Annotated in this window: 19 protein-coding genes; 9 read left to right on the plus strand and 10 right to left on the minus strand. The window is 51.2% G+C overall.

All coding sequences use genetic code 11. The annotated features are described in order from the left end of the window. Positions 1–123: 123 nt before the first annotated feature. The 3 genes from pfkB (at position 124) to NA389_RS10300 (ending at position 2,410) form a co-directional block, all read left to right on the plus strand. Positions 124–1,056: a 6-phosphofructokinase II gene (gene pfkB / locus NA389_RS10290; RefSeq protein ID WP_000251707.1), complete on the plus strand. Its 933-nt coding sequence runs from the start codon at positions 124–126 to the stop codon at positions 1,054–1,056. 96 nt (positions 1,057–1,152) lie between these two features. Next, a complete protein-coding gene (gene ghoS / locus NA389_RS10295) occupies positions 1,153–1,443 on the plus strand; it encodes a type V toxin-antitoxin system endoribonuclease antitoxin GhoS (RefSeq protein ID WP_000146133.1) in 291 nt (96 codons plus the stop codon). A 106-nt stretch (positions 1,444–1,549) separates the two neighbouring features. Next, positions 1,550–2,410: a fructosamine kinase family protein gene (locus NA389_RS10300; RefSeq protein ID WP_000267686.1), complete on the plus strand. Its 861-nt coding sequence runs from the start codon at positions 1,550–1,552 to the stop codon at positions 2,408–2,410. Positions 2,411–2,452: 42 nt separating this feature from the next. Here the strand turns inward: NA389_RS10300 and NA389_RS10305 are convergent, their stop codons facing one another. Beyond that, on the minus strand, positions 2,453–2,989 hold the full coding sequence (locus NA389_RS10305; RefSeq protein ID WP_000222158.1) for a YniB family protein: 537 nt from the start codon (positions 2,987–2,989) through the stop codon (positions 2,453–2,455). Positions 2,990–3,137: 148 nt separating this feature from the next. Between NA389_RS10305 and hxpB the strand changes: the two genes are divergently transcribed. The 3 genes from hxpB to tcyP all read left to right on the plus strand — a co-directional run bounded on the left by hxpB (position 3,138) and on the right by tcyP (position 6,071). Next, positions 3,138–3,806, plus strand: a complete 669-nt coding sequence (gene hxpB / locus NA389_RS10310; RefSeq protein ID WP_000106857.1) for a hexitol phosphatase HxpB — start codon at positions 3,138–3,140, stop codon at positions 3,804–3,806. Between the two features lie 137 nt (positions 3,807–3,943). Beyond that, positions 3,944–4,543, plus strand: a complete 600-nt coding sequence (locus NA389_RS10315; RefSeq protein ID WP_000505804.1) for a metal-dependent hydrolase — start codon at positions 3,944–3,946, stop codon at positions 4,541–4,543. A gap of 136 nt (positions 4,544–4,679) precedes the next feature. After that, on the plus strand, positions 4,680–6,071 hold the full coding sequence (gene tcyP, locus NA389_RS10320) for a cystine/sulfocysteine:cation symporter (protein WP_001010662.1): 1,392 nt from the start codon (positions 4,680–4,682) through the stop codon (positions 6,069–6,071). A gap of 102 nt (positions 6,072–6,173) precedes the next feature. On the opposite strand, the gene cedA is transcribed toward tcyP, so the two are convergent. After that, positions 6,174–6,416 carry a cell division activator CedA gene (gene cedA / locus NA389_RS10325; protein WP_000977510.1) on the minus strand — a complete coding sequence of 81 codons (243 nt, stop codon included), beginning with the start codon at positions 6,414–6,416 and terminating at the stop codon, positions 6,174–6,176. A 364-nt stretch (positions 6,417–6,780) separates the two neighbouring features. On the opposite strand from cedA, the gene katE reads away from it, so the two are divergent. Further along, on the plus strand, positions 6,781–9,033 hold the full coding sequence (gene katE / locus NA389_RS10330) for a catalase HPII (protein ID WP_000019096.1): 2,253 nt from the start codon (positions 6,781–6,783) through the stop codon (positions 9,031–9,033). 43 nt (positions 9,034–9,076) lie between these two features. Here katE and chbG read toward each other — a convergent pair whose 3' ends face one another. The 7 genes from chbG to osmE form a co-directional block, all read right to left on the minus strand. After that, positions 9,077–9,835 (minus strand): chitin disaccharide deacetylase, encoded by a 759-nt coding sequence (gene chbG / locus NA389_RS10335; protein ID WP_000442730.1) that lies wholly within the window; start codon positions 9,833–9,835, stop codon positions 9,077–9,079. A gap of 12 nt (positions 9,836–9,847) precedes the next feature. Then, positions 9,848–11,203: a 6-phospho-beta-glucosidase gene (locus NA389_RS10340; RefSeq protein ID WP_000078772.1), complete on the minus strand. Its 1,356-nt coding sequence runs from the start codon at positions 11,201–11,203 to the stop codon at positions 9,848–9,850. 124 nt (positions 11,204–11,327) lie between these two features. Beyond that, positions 11,328–12,170: a transcriptional regulator ChbR gene (chbR, locus tag NA389_RS10345; RefSeq protein WP_000983393.1), complete on the minus strand. Its 843-nt coding sequence runs from the start codon at positions 12,168–12,170 to the stop codon at positions 11,328–11,330. 10 nt (positions 12,171–12,180) lie between these two features. Next, a complete protein-coding gene (chbA, locus tag NA389_RS10350; RefSeq protein ID WP_000459883.1) occupies positions 12,181–12,528 on the minus strand; it encodes a PTS N,N'-diacetylchitobiose transporter subunit IIA in 348 nt (115 codons plus the stop codon). A 50-nt stretch (positions 12,529–12,578) separates the two neighbouring features. Next, positions 12,579–13,937, minus strand: a complete 1,359-nt coding sequence (chbC, locus tag NA389_RS10355) for a PTS N,N'-diacetylchitobiose transporter subunit IIC (protein ID WP_000073063.1) — start codon at positions 13,935–13,937, stop codon at positions 12,579–12,581. Positions 13,938–14,019: 82 nt separating this feature from the next. Then, the gene (gene chbB / locus NA389_RS10360; protein WP_000412161.1) at positions 14,020–14,340 is read right to left on the minus strand and encodes a PTS N,N'-diacetylchitobiose transporter subunit IIB; all 321 of its coding nucleotides are present in this window, start codon (positions 14,338–14,340) and stop codon (positions 14,020–14,022) included. Between the two features lie 300 nt (positions 14,341–14,640). After that, positions 14,641–14,982 (minus strand): osmotically-inducible lipoprotein OsmE, encoded by a 342-nt coding sequence (osmE, locus tag NA389_RS10365; RefSeq protein WP_001039301.1) that lies wholly within the window; start codon positions 14,980–14,982, stop codon positions 14,641–14,643. Between the two features lie 218 nt (positions 14,983–15,200). On the opposite strand from osmE, the gene nadE reads away from it, so the two are divergent. Both nadE and cho read left to right on the plus strand, forming a co-directional pair. Next, positions 15,201–16,028, plus strand: coding sequence for an ammonia-dependent NAD(+) synthetase (nadE, locus tag NA389_RS10370; protein WP_000174985.1), 828 nt, complete (start codon positions 15,201–15,203; stop codon positions 16,026–16,028). A gap of 120 nt (positions 16,029–16,148) precedes the next feature. Beyond that, a complete protein-coding gene (cho, locus tag NA389_RS10375) occupies positions 16,149–17,030 on the plus strand; it encodes an excinuclease Cho (RefSeq protein WP_001518228.1) in 882 nt (293 codons plus the stop codon). Positions 17,031–17,104: 74 nt separating this feature from the next. On the opposite strand, the gene spy is transcribed toward cho, so the two are convergent. Further along, a complete protein-coding gene (gene spy / locus NA389_RS10380; protein WP_001228998.1) occupies positions 17,105–17,590 on the minus strand; it encodes an ATP-independent periplasmic protein-refolding chaperone Spy in 486 nt (161 codons plus the stop codon). Between the last annotated feature and the right edge of the window lie 140 nt (positions 17,591–17,730).

Below are 17,730 nucleotides of genomic sequence, written 5' to 3' on the forward strand. Positions count from 1 at the left end.
TCATTTATTTATATAACTTTACATCGTACTTCTTTAAATAAAGATCCGGAAAATCATGTTGTTAATTCCTTCACTTTCCGGGGATTAAGTGCCAGACTGAAATCAGCCTAACAGGAGGTAACGATGGTACGTATCTATACGTTGACGCTTGCGCCCTCTCTCGATAGCGCAACAATCACGCCGCAAATTTATCCCGAAGGTAAACTGCGGTGCTCCGCGCCGGTATTCGAACCCGGTGGCGGGGGTATTAATGTCGCTCGCGCCATTGCGCATCTTGGCGGCACCGCGACCGCAATTTTCCCGGCTGGCGGCGCTACCGGCGAACATCTGGTCGCACTACTGGCTGACGAAAATGTCCCCGTGTCTACCGTCGATGCGAAGGACTGGACGCGTCAGAACCTGCACGTCCACGTCGAGTCCAGCGGCGAACAGTATCGTTTTGTTATGCCCGGCGCCACGCTGGACGATGACGAATTTCGCCAGCTTGAAGAACAGGTACTGGAAATTGAATCCGGGGCAATTCTGGTTATCAGCGGCAGCCTTCCGCCCGGCGTTAAGGTCGAGAAACTCACGCAACTGATTTCCGCCGCGCAGAAGCAAGGCATTCGCTGCATTATTGATAGCTCTGGCGACGCGCTCACCGCCGCGCTGGCGCTTGGCGATATCGAACTGGTGAAACCTAACCTGAAAGAATTGAGCGCGTTGGTTAATCGCGATCTGACGCAACCTGATGATGTGCGTAAAGCGGCCCAGGAATTAGTGCAAAGCGGCAAGGCTCGCCGGGTAGTGGTCTCTCTGGGGCCGCAAGGGGCACTGGGCATAGACAGTGAGAATTGCATCCAGGTTGTTCCTCCCCCGGTGAAAAGTCAAAGTACTGTTGGCGCAGGCGACAGTATGGTAGGCGCGATGACGTTAAAACTGGCGCAAGACGCGTCGCTGGAAGAGATGGTGCGCTTCGGTGTGGCGGCAGGCAGCGCTGCTACGCTCAATCAAGGTACGCGTCTGTGTTCTCGTGACGATACCCAAAAAATATACGCCTATCTTTCCGCGCAATAATCGTTTCCCCCTCGCCGAGGGGGAAACCGGAAAATCGGTTAACGGGCGGCGCATCCGCCGCTGCTAAAAACACAGTTGCTCCCAACAAGGTGAACGATGGCCAGTGGCGATATTACCCGTTATGTTATTACCGTAACCTTCCATGAAGATTCCCTGACCGAGATTAACGAACTCAATAATCATCTGACGCGCAGCGGTTTTTTGCTGACATTAACGGACGATGAAGGGAATGTGCATGAGCTCGGCACCAATACGTTTGGCTTTGTTAGCGCTCAGAGCGCTGATGAAATCAAAGCGCTTGTCGCCGGACTTGCGAAAAGCGCGTTAGATAAGGATGTCGACATTACCGTGGCGACCTGGGAGGCGTGGAGTAAAAACGCACAATAAGTGCCATTCCCGCCGCGGCGCGTCCGCGATGTGCGTTAGTTCGTATTTTTTAACCGCATTTTTGCGCTAACCTTATGATCTGGCAGACAACGTGGGGAGAGACATTATGTGGCAAGCTATCAGTCGTCTTTTAAGCGAGCAAGTCGGTGAAGGCGAAATCGAACTGCGTAATGAACTGCCTGGCGGAGAAGTTCATGCCGCATGGCATTTACGTTATGCAGGCCATGATTTTTTCGTGAAGTGCGATGAACGAGAAATGCTTCGCGGTTTTACCGCTGAAGCCGATCAGCTGGAGCTGCTCTCCCGCAGTAAAACCGTTGTTGTGCCTAAGGTATGGGCGGTAGGTTCGGATCGGGATTACAGCTTTTTAGTCATGGACTACCTCTCGCCCCGCCCGCTGGATGCTCATAATGCGTTTATTCTTGGGCAACAGCTGGCGCGTCTGCACCAATGGAGCGATCAACCTCAATTCGGTCTCGATTTTGACAACGCGCTCTCTACCACGCCGCAGCCGAATACCTGGCAACGCCGTTGGTCGACTTTTTTCGCCGAACAGCGCATTGGCTGGCAGCTTGAACTCGCCGCGGAAAAAGGCATTACTTTTGGTAATATTGACGCCATTGTTGAACATGTTCAGCAACGTCTGGCGTCGCATCAACCGCAGCCTTCTCTTTTGCATGGCGATCTATGGTCGGCGAACTGCGCGCTTGGCCCTGACGGCCCCTATATCTTCGATCCAGCCTGCTATTGGGGCGACAGAGAATGCGATCTGGCGATGCTGCCGCTGCATACCGATCAGCCACCGCAGATTTATGATGGCTATCAGTCCGTTTCGCCGCTACCGCTGGATTTTCTCGACAGGCAGCCGATTTACCAGCTCTACACCCTGCTTAATCGGGCAAGGCTGTTTGGCGGTCAGCACCTGGCTACTGCGCAAAAAGCGATGGATCGGCTGCTTGCGGTATAGGTACAGCCCATGCCGGATACGGGCTATCCGGCATTTTTCAGTTTACATGAAGCCTAACAAGGAAAAGAAAAAGTAGCCGAGCACGATAATAATGACCGGCAAAATATAGAGCGGGAAAAACTGTAAAAAGATGGTATGGTGCGGCACCACGATACGTGACTCTATCTGCTCACGCGTTAGCCCTTCCGCGCCTTTTGCTTTTTCCAGAATCAACTGATCTTCCACGCCTTCACGCAAAAAACGTGACTGGCGGCTCATTCTGGCGCCGGAATCCTGCATCGCCAGCCCGACAAAAATCAGAATAAAAATGAGCCAGAAACCGATATTCAGGCTTCCCTGAAAATTCGGCGTCGGCGAGTTGTACCAAAAAACATTCAGAAACGGCGTATTCACGCGCATCATGTCTATCATTACGTGGGTAAAATCCAGCATTACCGCATTTATCCCCTCCTGCTTTTCACTGTGCGCATACATAAATTTAAGGACTGAGATGAGCGTGGAAAGCAGTGCCGGAATAAAAATAACCCACCCAACAACTCTTTTTAGGATTGCAATGCGTCCAGCTTGTTGATACGTCATGAGTTCCCCTTGATAAAGACGCGTCGTTTTGGCCTAAGTCTACCTGTTGATTCCCGTTTTCGCCTGATCTTTAAGGGCGATATACTAAGAACATGGTCATAATGAACGCTTAATTCGTTATTTTTTAATCTCAACAGGAGAGGTTGTGATGTCAACCCCACGTCAAATTCTTGCTGCAATTTTCGATATGGATGGACTACTGATCGATTCCGAACCGCTCTGGGATCGCGCTGAACTGGACGTGATGGCAAGTTTAGGCGTAGATATTACTCGGCGCCATGAGTTACCAGACACGCTTGGGCTACGCATTGATATGGTTGTCGATCTCTGGTTTGCGCAGCAACCGTGGAGCGGCCCCGATCGCCAGGAAGTGACAAACCGTGTCATTGCCCGCGCGATTACGCTTATCGAAGAGACGCGCCCTCTTTTACCGGGTGTGCGCGAGGCCGTGGCGCTGTGTAAAGCGCAGGGGCTATTAGTGGGGCTTGCCTCGGCATCGCCGCTGCATATGCTGGAAAAAGTGCTCACCATGTTTGAGCTGCGCGACAGTTTTGACGCGCTGGCCTCTGCGGAAAAATTGCCCTACAGCAAACCGCATCCGCAGGTCTATCTGGATTGTGCGGCCAAATTAGGCGTTGGTCCATTAACCTGCGTGGCGCTGGAGGATTCGGTGAATGGTCTAATCGCGGCAAAGGCGGCGCGAATGCGCGCCATTGTGGTGCCAGCAGAAGAAAACCAGCATGATCCGCGCTTTGCGCTGGCGAATGTCAAACTTAACTCACTGACAGAGCTGACGGCGGCGCATCTACTCGGTTAAGATGTTTCCGAAACAAAGTCAACGGGCAATTAGCCGCTGAGCCAGACGGCAAGCGGCTTTGACAGAGACAAAGAGTTACAACGTCACCACTTCCGCCTACTGTATAAAAACCCTATACTGTATGAATTGACAGTTTAATGGGTTTTATCATGACGGCGGAAGGACATCTTCTTTTTTCTATAGCCAGCGCGGTTTTCGCCAAGAATGCCGAGTTAACGCCCGTCCTTGCGCACGGCGACTGGTGGCATATTATTCCTTCGGCTATTTTGACCTGTCTGCTGCCGGATATCGACCACCCCAAATCTTTTCTTGGTCAGCGCCTGAAATGGGTATCGAAACCGATCGCCCGCGCGTTCGGTCACCGGGGGTTTACCCATAGTCTGCTGGCGGTCTTTGCCCTACTGGCGACCTTTTATCTCAAGGTTCCGGATACGTGGATTATCCCGGCGGATGCGCTGCAAGGCATGGTACTCGGCTATTTAAGCCATATCGTCGCGGATATGCTCACCCCCGCAGGCGTTCCCTTACTGTGGCCGTGCCGCTGGCGTTTCCGCCTGCCTATTCTGGCGCCGCGCAAGGGCAATCAACTGGAGCGATTTTTATGTATGGCGTTGTTTGCCTGGGCGGTGTGGATGCCGCAGTCCATGCCGGAAAACAACGTCATACGCTGGTCTTCGCAGATGATCACTATCCTGCAAATGCAGTTCAATCGTTTTATAAATCACCAGATTGATTAGTAAACCAACGCCAAAGTCATTTTTGGTATAAACCATTCCATTTGAATATAAGAGCCAGCTCACAGTTCTGCTAATCTTGCGCGAACAGAATCGCTAAAACACAGCGCTTCATAATAAAAAAATCAGGAGAACGGGGATGAATTTTCCATTAATTGCGAACATTGCGGTGTTCGTCATTCTGCTGTTTGTACTGGCGCAGGCCCGTCATAAACAGTGGAGTCTGGCTAAAAAAGTGCTTGTCGGCCTTGTGATGGGCGTGGTCTTTGGTCTGGCCCTGCACACCATTTATGGCGCTGACAGTCAGGTGTTAAAAGACTCCATTCAGTGGTTCAATATTGTCGGCAACGGCTATGTGCAATTGCTACAAATGATTGTGATGCCGCTGGTATTCGCCTCTATTTTAAGCGCCGTGGCACGACTGCATAACGCCTCTCAATTGGGGAAAATCAGTTTTCTGACTATCGGCACGCTGCTGTTTACTACCCTTATCGCAGCGCTGGTGGGCGTGCTGGTCACCAATCTGTTCGGACTGACGGCGGAAGGTCTGGTTCAGGGCGGCGCGGAAACCGCGCGTCTGAATGCCATTGAGACGAGCTATGTCGGCAAAGTGGCCGATCTCAGCGTGCCGCAACTGGTGCTGTCTTTTGTACCGAAAAATCCGTTTGCGGATCTGACTGGCGCAAATCCTACGTCTATTATCAGCGTGGTGATTTTCGCCGCCTTCCTGGGCGTGGCCGCGCTTAAACTGCTGAAAGATGATGCGCCAAAAGGCGAGCGTGTGCTTGTTGCTATCGATACCCTGCAAAGCTGGGTAATGAAGCTGGTGCGTCTGGTGATGCAACTTACGCCTTACGGCGTACTGGCGCTGATGACGAAAGTGGTTGCCGGCTCTAATCTGCAGGACATCATTAAGCTTGGAAGCTTCGTGGTAGCGTCATATCTTGGTCTGGCGATAATGTTTGTGGTTCACGGCATACTATTGGGCGTGAACGGGATTAGCCCGCTGAAATATTTCCGCAAGGTGTGGCCGGTGCTGACATTTGCCTTTACCAGCCGCTCCAGCGCCGCCTCCATTCCACTTAATGTCGAAGCGCAAACCCGCCGCCTGGGCGTGCCGGAGTCCATCGCCAGCTTTGCTGCCTCTTTTGGCGCGACCATCGGCCAAAACGGTTGTGCCGGTCTTTATCCTGCGATGTTGGCGGTAATGGTTGCGCCGACGGTCGGCATCAACCCCTTAGACCCCGTATGGATAGCCACGCTGGTGGGTATCGTTACCGTAAGTTCGGCGGGTGTTGCCGGCGTTGGCGGCGGCGCGACCTTCGCCGCGCTGATTGTGCTGCCTGCCATGGGCTTACCGGTCACGCTGGTCGCGCTGTTAATCTCCGTCGAACCGTTGATTGATATGGGCCGTACCGCACTGAACGTGAGTGGCTCAATGACCGCGGGTACGCTGACCAGCCAGTGGCTGAAGCAGACCGATAAAACCATTCTCGATAGCGAAGAAGACGCCGAACTGGCGCATCGATAATACATTATCGGGAGTTCATATCGTCTGAGACACGACGATCAGCAACTCAAAATGTCTGTCACTAAAAACGCCGGTCTCCAGTACCGGCGTTTTGTTTTTTACTTAGTCAGCGATTTCGTTCTCCTGGCGAACCTGATTCGCCCAACGCTGCGCCGATTCTGGCACGCTAAAGGCAGGCGACCGTTGAAATGACTCCCCCGTCAGAACAAAGGCAACATATTTACCGCGCAGTATCCAGACGTCGCGAAACGTATCCATTTTTATCGCATGTTCCGGCGGCGCTGGTTCAACACGCGGAATATAGCTAATAATCTGGCGATTTTGCTGGCGAAGAGGTTTCATCATTAATGCTTCACTAAAAGAGGCTAAGAGCCTATCCCATTAGGGCTATTTTACTTGCCATTTTGGTCCTGGGCAGTGCTCAAAATCCTCACGTACTACGTGTACGCTCCGGTTTTTGCGCGCTGTCCGTGTCCAAACTGGCTGCGCCAATAACGCCTACTGGGATAGGCTCTAAGGCTAAAAATCAGAAAAACACTATTTTAGCCGATCTTCGCCCCCGACGTCCTGTTCCGCGCGTGCGATTTCCCCGTTGTACCCTGTCTGCCGTTCCGCTCTCCCCCGGCATAATTGCTGAAATGTTCTATAGTTAGAGTGATTTTGACTACTACCACGCCCATTTCAGTGATGAAAGCAGGAGACGAGTTCAATGTCGCATAATGAAAAATCCCCCCATCAGTCCCCCGTGCATGATACCCGTGAATCACAGCCCGGCCTGGACTCCCTGGCACCGTCAGACGGTTCACATCGCCCCACGCCAGAACCGACGCCGCCGGGCGCGCAACCAACGGCCCCCGGCAGCTTAAAAGCGCCCGAGACCGCGAATGATAAGCTCACCGCCCTCGACGCCTTTCGTAAAGGCAGCGAAAATTATGCGCTGACCACCAATCAGGGCGTGCGCATCGCCGACGATCAAAATTCTCTTCGCGCCGGCAGCCGTGGCCCTACGCTGTTGGAAGATTTTATCCTGCGCGAGAAAATTACCCACTTTGACCATGAGCGTATCCCGGAGAGGATCGTTCACGCCCGCGGATCTGCAGCGCACGGCTATTTCCAGCCATATAAAGACCTGAGCGACATCACGAAAGCCGCGTTTCTGTGCGATCCACAGAAAATTACCCCGGTCTTTGTTCGCTTTTCGACAGTACAGGGCGGCGCGGGGTCTGCTGATACCGTACGTGATATCCGCGGTTTTGCGACCAAATTTTATACCGAAGAGGGAATTTTCGATCTCGTCGGTAATAACACGCCGATCTTTTTTATCCAGGATGCGCATAAGTTTCCGGATTTTGTGCACGCCGTTAAGCCCGAACCACATTGGGCTATTCCGCAAGGACAGAGCGCGCACGACACCTTCTGGGACTATGTTTCCTTACAGCCTGAGACGCTGCACAACGTCATGTGGGCAATGTCGGATCGCGGTATTCCACGGAGTTATCGGACGATGGAAGGGTTCGGCATTCACACCTTCCGTCTGATCAATGCACAAGGGAAAGCGACCTTTGTCCGTTTCCACTGGAAACCGTTGGCAGGTAAAGCCTCGCTGGTGTGGGATGAGTCACAAAAACTGACCGGTCGCGATCCGGATTTTCACCGCAGGGATCTGTGGGAGGCCATCGAAGCGGGCGATTTCCCGGAATACGAGCTGGGCCTACAACTCATTGCCGAAGAGGATGAATTTAAATTCGATTTTGATCTGCTCGATCCGACCAAACTGATTCCGGAAGAGCTGGTGCCAGTACAACGCGTCGGCAAAATGGTGTTAAACCGTAATCCGGATAACTTTTTCGCTGAAAACGAACAGGCGGCATTTCATCCAGGGCATATTGTTCCCGGCATTGATTTTACCAACGATCCGCTGTTACAGGGGCGTCTGTTCTCTTATACCGACACGCAAATCAGTCGTCTGGGCGGGCCAAACTTCCACGAAATTCCGATTAACCGCCCTACCTGCCCCTACCATAACTTCCAGCGTGACGGTATGCACCGGATGGATATCGACACCAATCCGGCGAACTATGAACCAAACTCCATTAATGACAACTGGCCGCGCGAAACGCCGCCAGCGCCAAAACGCGGCGGCTTCGAATCATACCAGGAACGCGTGGATGGCAATAAAATCCGCGAACGCAGCCCCTCTTTCGGTGAATATTACGCGCATCCTCGCCTGTTCTGGCTCAGTCAGACGCCGATAGAACAGCAGCATATTATTGACGCGTTCAGCTTTGAACTGGGTAAAGTCGCCCGCGCGTATATTCGGGAGCGGGTGGTCGATCAGTTAGCGCATATTGATGTCACGCTGGCTGAGGGCGTCGCGCATAATCTCGGTTTTGCACTCACCCATGAGCAAACGCAAATTGCCCCGCCTCCTGATGTCAACGGTCTGAAAAAAGATCCGGCGCTCAGCCTGTATGCGGTGCCGGACGGCGATGTTAAAGGCCGCGTGGTCGCTATCCTGCTGAACGACAAGGTTAACGCCGCCGATCTGCTGACCATTTTGCAGGCTTTAAAAGCTAAAGGCGTCCACGCAAAACTGCTCTATTCACGGATGGGTGAAGTAACGGCTGATGACGGTTCAACATTAACTATTGCGGCAACCTTTGCCGGCGCGCCGTCGCTAACGGTCGATGCGGTAATAGTACCGTGCGGCAATATTGCCGATATCGAGAGTTGCGGCGATGCTCGTTACTACCTTCTGGAAGCCTACAAACATCTGAAGCCCATCGCACTGGCAGGCGACGCCCGACGGTTTAAGGCGCTTTTAAACATTGATAGCCAGGGGGAAGAAGGACTTGTTGAGGCAGATAACGTTGACCACCACTTTATGGACACTCTGCTGACGCTGATGGCGGCACACCGTGTCTGGTCGCGTGCGGGGAAAATTAACGCGATTCCTGCATAAACGGCAAAAAATGCGGCGCATTCTTGCGCCGCAAACTCAGGAGCTAAATATCAAGAAAACTGCCAGGACGATATCCACGTTCCGCAATCGCTGCCTTGAGTGACGCAGACGTCAACACCTCCAGTTCAGTTAAGCGGGGGTAACAATAGGCGCTCTGGCGAATAATGTTGTCCACAAACGCCGGATGACACATCACCTCCAGAGAGGCCTCTCCTCGATGCGCCGAGGCATCCAAAATGCGTAAAAAGCACGCTTCGGTGATCTCCTCGCCGTAAAATTCACTGCTAAATCCTTGAGTGCTGCGCAAATCCGACGGCAGATCGTCGGCGTTCAACACCGTCTGGCGGTCAATACGTAACGCAATCCCGCGCTGCGCCGCAAAGCGGGCGACGATGGGGAAAATTTGCGGGAACATATGCACATGATGGTGACTGTCGAGATGCGTTGGCTCGCGGCCAAATACGTCGATGAAACGCTGATACTGACACGCCAGTTCATGCGCAATTTCATCCAGCGGAAGCGTATCCTCCTCCGCCATTTGCCAGATCCATTTCCCCAACAGGCCATCTCGCGTCAGGCCCGGCATCTCTGACACCGGTTTGCCTAACGTCAAAACAAAATGCATTCCCACCCCAAGCGCAGGCAGCTCGCGGCTAAGCTGCGCCGCATGGTCAATAGCCTCGCCATTGACCAGCGCCGTCGTGGAGGTCACAACGCCGTTGCGATATGCTTCAACAATGCCGTAATTTTGCCCTTTACTCAGGCCAAAATCATCGGCATTCACAATCAACACGCGTTCCATAGCCTACCTCTGTCAGTGGTGCTTACCTTTAAGCGCTTCGATGCAAGCGGCAAAATTAGGCAGCCATTTTTCATGCGCCAGGATGAGCTCACGCGCCAGGACTTCTGCGTCGCGGTCGGAATGCACCAGCGGACTCAGGTTAAGCGCCAGCAGCACATCATTAAAGTTTCCGCTCAGCGCCGCATTGCTGGCCGCGACCTCAAATCCTTTAATAGTGTGGATAAGCCCCAGCACTTTTTCGTCAAAACGGGTGATACGCGGGTGCGGCGTCGCGCCATTGCGTCCCAGAATGCAGGTCATTTCCACCGCCCAGTCCGCCGGGATATTCTCGACATGCCCATGATGTGGAATATTAACGTAATGCTCAGTCTGCTTGTCATTATAAATAGCGTTAATGACTTCACAAGCGGCATCGGAATAATAAGCGCCGCCGCGTTGCTCAAGCTCTTTCGGCTTCACGTTTAGCTCAGGATTTTTGTACAAGTCGAAGAGTTGTTTCTCCACTTTTTGTACGACCTGAGCGCGCGCGCCGCCTTTGTAATATTCGCCCATTTCAATCGCCAGCATCTCTTTTTGCTTGAAGTAATACAACAAATAAGAGCACGGCAGCATGTTCAGCGAGCGAATCAATCCTTCACTAAACGGCAGATCAAAGATATTTTTTACGGTTGACGCTTTCAACTGACCGGACGCCACGCCATCCAGTAATTCTGCGAACCGTGAGGTGCCATTCACCAGCACGTCTTTAATAAAGACCATATGGTTTAGACCAAACAGGTCAATGGAAAGATCGTCATTCTCATTCAGCGCCAGCACGTCATGAATAAACATTTTCATGCCGACAGGAATATTACATACGCCGATGAATTTTTTAAAGTTGGTATGACGATAAACCGCTTCCGTCACCATCCCCGCCGGGTTAGTAAAGTTAATGACCCACGCATTCGGACATAATTCTTCAACATCCTTAATGATGTCAAAAATAACCGGAATGGTACGCAACCCTTTAAATAAACCGCCAGCGCCGTTGGTTTCTTGCCCCAGATAGCCGTGGCTAAGCGGGATACGCTCGTCCAGTTCACGGGCTTTGAGTTGACCAACGCGTAGCTGGGTAGTGACAAAATTAGCGTCTTTGAGCGCTTCCCGGCGATCCAGCGTTTTATACAATTTTAGCGGAACGCCTGCTTTATCAATCATTCGCTGGCAGAGATCATAAATAATGTCCAGCTTCTCTTTCCCGTCTTCAACATCAACCAGCCATAATTCGGTGACAGGTAATTCATGGTAGCGCTTAATAAAGCCTTCAAGTAATTCAGGGGTGTAGCTGCTCCCGCCACCAATAGTGACGACTTTTAATTTCTGGCTCATAATATCTCCCTTCAGTGTATGACACTGATATGTATTACGCTATGCCCGCTCGTAAGAAATAGCGTGACGTTCCCCGCGCTATTGGGGCAAGCGTGAAATGTAACTAATCGAGCAATGTAAACCGTTACTCATTAATTTCCGTCAATCGCTTCCGATAACTATTCGGTGTGAATGAGGTCATCTTCTTAAACGTTTTAATAAACAGACTTGGACTGCTATACCCGGCTTCATAAGCAATATCCGTAACCGAATAGTTGGTCATTTCCAACTGTTTCTTGGCAAAATTAATGCGAATCTCATTAATGATTTGCATCGGCGTTTTGCTGTAATAACGTCGGGTGGCGCGCGTCAGATACTCCTGGGATTTTGCCGACAGGCGCACCATATTTTCCAGCGCATGTTCGCCAAACTGCGTTTTATCATGCATTATCTCCACGGTTGCTTTCAGCCATTGTGGAATATCATCATAAACCTGCTCTTCGCGGTAATGACGTAAGCGGTTTATAATATAAAATGTCACCACTTCAATAAATTCGTCGAGCCCATTACCGCGAAAGTTCAACGACGCAATCACCGTTTCAATATAGGTAAGGAAGGTGCTATTCGCCCTGTATACCTGCGATGCCACAAAACAAAACGGCAGTAACGGAAGATAATGCTGTTCAAAAAAACGTTTACTAATTCCTACGTTCAGAATACGCGTTGCGCCAAACTCATAGAAACTTTGGTGGTTCGACCCCACCGGGATAAAAACAAAATCTCCACGTTCCAGCAGCACACGCTTCCCGTTAATCTCCTGGTAATAACGTCCGGTTAATACCAGGGTAAATTCATAATAGTCGTGCTGATGCAGCCCGGTGACGCTTTCCGTCTTGTTATAGATAAACACATGGAAATTTTTGCCATTGAAGAGCTGCTGCTCATAAACCGTTTTGATTTCCGTTGCGTTAACCTGTAGCTGCATCATCCGCCCCCTGTTATTTCAGTTTCTCATGGAGCTCAATCAACTCAGCGATCAGTTCACGAGCCAGCATTGAGGTCATCAAATGATCCTGAGCGTGAACCAGGACCAGACTGACTTTCATTTTGCCTTCGCCCTGATCGCCTTCGATGAGTTTTGTCTGCACAAGATGCGCTTCATTGAGCGCTATGCGCGACTGGTCCATCATCGCTTTCGCCGCCTCAAAATCGCCTTCTTTCGCTTTTCTGAGCGCGCCATATGCCAGGCTGCGCGCCTGACCAGAATTGATGATAAGCCCCATAACGACTTCTTCGAGTTCCTCAGCCGCTGTCTGGTTATCTACAACATTTTCAAGATCAAACATAGTCTTTCCTCTGATTCAGCCCGGCATGGCATCCCATGCCGGCGCGGAGTTTAGAATTTCAGTGCGTTAGCGATATCTTCTTCGCTTTCTTCCTGCTCGATGGCGTTCTGCGCTTTGTTAGCCACCACCACGAAGGGGAGATAAATCAGGGTAGCGACCGCCAGGTTAAATAGCGCAACCAGCAACGCGGCGACACTGCCGTTGGTGTTAAAGAACGCCCCCAGCCCGGTTGGCATGGTCCACGGCGCAATATTGGTAATCGGCGGAATAATACCCAAATAGTAAGCCACCAGCGTAATCGCCGCCAGAATCGGTTGTACCAGAATAAAGGGGATAAACATCACCGGGTTCATAATAATCGGCAGACCAAACAGGATGGGTTCGTTAATCTGGAAGATACCTGACGGCAGCGCCAGTTTTGCCACCTGGCGATAGTCCGCGCGACGAGATGCGAGGAAGATAGCGATGATCAGACCCAGCGTTGCGCCGCTACCACCGAGGAAGATATAAGAATCCAGCATCGGTTTCGCCCAGATATGGAACGTTTTACCGGCTTCCAGCGCCGCATCGACGGAGCCATACTGCTGGTAAATAGAGATGTTTTCCAGCGCCCAGGGCGTCATGATGCCGCTGTCCAGCGCGGTCAGCGCCAGCGAACCATGAATACCAAAGAACCACAGCAGCGGTACAAAAATGACATATGCCCACCCTACCACGCTACCCAGCGATGCCAGCGGCGTAGAGATAGTGTCCATAATAATCTGATGGAAGTTAGAACCGTAATTAGACAGCGCCCAGGCAATAATCCCCATAATAGAGAGAATAATAAAGCCGGGAATTAATGCTGAGAATGAACGAGACACCGAAGCCGGTACGCTGTCCGGTAGTTTAATCACCCAGTTGCGCCGGACAATAAATGTAAACATCTCCGCGACCACCAGGCCAATAATAATACCGGAGATAATATTCGCGCCGCCCAGCCAGTTTGCGCCTACGGCATAGGCCTCGCCGACACTATACGGCGTTACGGTCATAAATGCCGCCACGGAGAGCAGTCCGGCGGCCAGCGCATCAACCTTGCGCTCTTCCGCCAACGCCATGCCGATAAAAAATGGCGCCATGAGCGACATAATGCCCAATGTGCCGTTATAGACGTTCCCGCCGATGCCTTTCAATCCATTAAGTGTTTCAATGGTTGAGGCATCAAGCCGAATGCCCATGGAATAAAAAAACGACCCCTCCCCAAAGCTCAGGAAAACGTTATTAATTAATACAAACATCGCCCCCGCAAGGGTTAATGGCATTAAACGAATAAAGCCGTTCTTGATTGCATTAACGTGTGGCTGCTTTCCTATTTTTACAGCAAAAGGAAGGAGTACCTTTTCAAGTGAAGCAATGACGTTACTCATAGAAAAATACCCTTAAATACCGCAATAAAATATTGCGGTTAGTGTATGAAATAACTCTTTGACGGGAAAAATTAAAAAATAATTAATTCGCGGCGGCTTTTTTAATTGCCGCTACCGCAGCTTTAAGCACGCCTAAACCATCTACCTTGCCGTACAACATTGAATCAATGACTTCTACCGGTTTACCGGGTAATAAACGCTGAATTTCGGGGAGCATATAAGCAATTTGCGGGCCTAATAACACGACGTCCGCTGCCGGGCCTTTTTCACCGGCCAGGGTTTCAGGGAATGCTTCAATAATAACCGGTACTTCATATTTTTCAGCCTGAGCGCGCATTTTTGATACCAGTAACGATGTTGACATGCCCGCAGAACAAAACAGATAAATGTGTTTCTTTTCCATAAAAACCTTCCTCATGTGCGATTATCTGTCAACCAGATACGCCGCACGCCTCAACCTGCATCCATACTCTGGGCGACTTGCGTAACCGGATTTACTTTTTTAGGTGGCTGAAATGAGTATACGGGATCGGACCGCCGGATGGTATTTCCTTGACCCACTAAATTGTCTCTCATTGACCTGGCGTTATGACCCCCCTCACATTTCGGGCAAATAATTCGCGATAATAAATAAGGTTATTGCAGGCACAAAAAAACCGGCTCGCAGGCCGGTTTCCTTGAATGTTCAGGCAATGTACAGTTGTTACTGCTTCGGCGCCTGTGGGTCAGTGTCGTACTCCGCACAGGTCTGGTAGCCGGAGTTAATCACGTGCCCGGTATCATCCAGCGCAACAAAGTAGGTTTCCGCTTTACCATCACGTTGACCCAGGATGTAGGTCTGACAGGTACCGCGCGCATGAATCATGCTCACTTCAGATGACGGTTTGCCCGCAATCTGCGCAACCTGTGCCCTGCTCATTCCTTTTTTAACATCTTTAACGACAGGCTCAACAAATTGGTCTTTTGTACGATCATACGCCGTACAGCCTGCCAGCATAGTCATTACCGCCGCTGCGCTTAAAATTCCTGCTACGTTCTTGTTCATTTTCCGTCCTCTTGTTTATCAGCGTGTTATGTAAGCCTGGAATACATCAGAATATTTTTCAAGCCGCGACCCGCCACAAAAAGCCTTTCGGAAAATTCTCTAACGCGGCGATATGTTGTTTTAAACACCGCTTAGCCCGCCAAACCTTGTCGTTTCAGCGGCGAAGGGTTAGCTTTAACAGGGTAAAGATTCATTTTTTTAATGTCGAAGGGGGTTAAATGACTCTGCAGCAAGAGATAATCCAGGCGCTTGGCGCGAAACCACATATCAACCCTGAAGAAGAAATTCGCCGCAGCGTGGATTTTCTTAAAGCGTACCTGAAAACCTATCCCTTTTTGAAATCGCTGGTGTTAGGCATTAGCGGCGGGCAGGATTCGACGCTGGCCGGGAAACTCAGCCAGATGGCTATCGCCGAATTGCGGGAAGAGACTGGTGATAATGCGCTGCAGTTTATCGCCGTTCGTCTGCCTTATGGCGTACAGGCCGATGAACAGGATTGCCAGGACGCCATTGCTTTTATTCAGCCGGACAGAGTACTCACCGTCAATATTAAAGGCGCCGTCCTCGCCAGCGAGCAGGCGCTGCGCGAAGCGGGAATTGAGCTGAGCGATTTTGTTCGCGGCAATGAAAAAGCGCGTGAGCGAATGAAAGCGCAATATAGCATCGCCGGTATGACTCACGGCGTCGTGGTGGGCACCGACCATGCGGCGGAAGCGATAACCGGGTTCTTCACCAAATATGGCGATGGCGGTACCGACATTAACCCGCTTCATCGCCTTAACAAACGCCAGGGCAAACAGCTTCTCGCAGAGCTGGGCTGTCCTGAGCATCTGTATAAAAAAGTCCCCACCGCCGATTTGGAAGACGACCGCCCTTCACTACCTGATGAAGCCGCGCTGGGCGTAACGTATGACAATATTGACGATTACCTGGAAGGCAAAACGCTGGACCCCGCCATCGCTAAAACTATCGAAGGCTGGTATGTAAAAACTGAACATAAGCGCCGTTTACCGATTACGGTATTCGACGACTTTTGGAAAAAGTAAGCGTACTTCTACTGTTGCGCCGGATATCGCTCGTCTATCCGGCCTCCTCTCTTCCCAGCCTCTTTTTTAATCACCCATCCGCTGTTATACTGGATGAATAACCAGTTAACGGAGATCACTGTGGTACGGCGTCAATCAGCCCCCCGCCTTGAGTTTGAAGCGGCGGCCATTTACGAATATCCAGAACATTTACGTCCTTTCCTCAGCGAAGCGCCAGCCTTACCGGGCGTCTATATATTTCATAGCGAAAGCGATACGCTGCCGCTTTATATCGGTAAAAGCGTAAATATTCGCAGCCGGGTGCTCTCACATCTGCGAACGCCTGACGAGGCCGCTATGCTGCGACAGGCGCGGCGGATAAGCTGGATCTGCACCGCTGGGGAAATGGGCGCGTTGCTGCTGGAGGCGCGGCTGATCAAAGAACAACAGCCGCTGTTTAACAAGCGGTTACGGCGTAATCGCCAGCTTTGCTCTCTACAGTTGAGCGAACAAAAGATTGAGGTCGTTTCCGCCCGCAGCGTCGATTTTTCCCATGAGCCGAACCTGTTTGGGCTCTTCGCCAACCGTCGGGCGGCGCTGCAAAGCTTACAGAACCTCGCCGATGAACAAAAATTGTGTTATGGCCTGCTGGGGCTTGAACCGGTAAGCCGTGGGCGCGCCTGTTTTCGTTTCGCTCTGAAGCGCTGCGCTGGCGCGTGCTGTGGGCAAGAAACCCCGCAGGCGCATTTTCTTCGTCTGCAGGCCTCGCTGGAACGGTTACGTGTGGTTTGCTGGCCCTGGAAAGGCGCTATCGCGTTAAAAGAGAGCCGCCCGCAAATGACCCAGTTCCATATTATCAACAACTGGTTATGGCTGGGGGCGGTCCCCTCGCTGGATGAGGCCGCCACCCTGGTGCGCACCCCTGCGGGCTTTGATCAGGATGGCTATAAAATTCTCTGTAAGCCACTAATGTCAGGTCAATATGAGATCATTGAACTGCACACCGACTGTCGCCAGTCATAAAGAAAACCGCCGATCCTGTCCACCTCAACGATTGTGTTGTCGACAAGACCGGCGGTCTTAAATTATGCGGAAAGTTATTCTGCCGCAGCAGGCATTTTACCTTCTTGCGCCGGGCGTTCTGTCAGACGCTTCTCAAAATTAGCGTTATATTGCTTTTTCTGCTCCGGCGTCAGAACGTTATAAATTTTATTCTGGGTTTCCATATGCGCCAGCATATTGGCCTTGCGCTGCGCTTCCATTTTCGTAATTTGCGCTTCGGCTTTGGCTTTATCGAAGGTATCGCTGGCAATAATATCATGCATGGCGCGACGCTCTTCCAGCAGCGGACGTTTCATTTGCTCGCGCTGCGCTTTCATAATGTCGCGAATTTGTTGCTTCTGTGCGTCTGTCAGGTTCAGGTTTTTAAACATCATATCGTGATGTGGGCCAAATTTACCTTTATGCTGCATCATTGGCTTCGCATCCGCTGGCGCGGCGGTGGTAGTCTCAGCGGCATGAGCCAGATTCGCAGCACCCATCGCCAGGGTAGAGGCAACAAATAGAGCAGTCAGTTTACGCATATTTCCATCCTTCCTTTCAGTTATTTTTACGGCATATTTAAAACAGCGCCGTGTTGTCGTGATTAACTTTAACCGTCTTAGCGTCAATTAGTCATAACAACGGTAAAACAATGAAAGTATAAAAAACACTTTTTCGCCAA

Source organism: Salmonella sp. NW645, from assembly GCF_051703725.1.
Classification (GTDB): domain Bacteria; phylum Pseudomonadota; class Gammaproteobacteria; order Enterobacterales; family Enterobacteriaceae; genus Salmonella; species Salmonella enterica.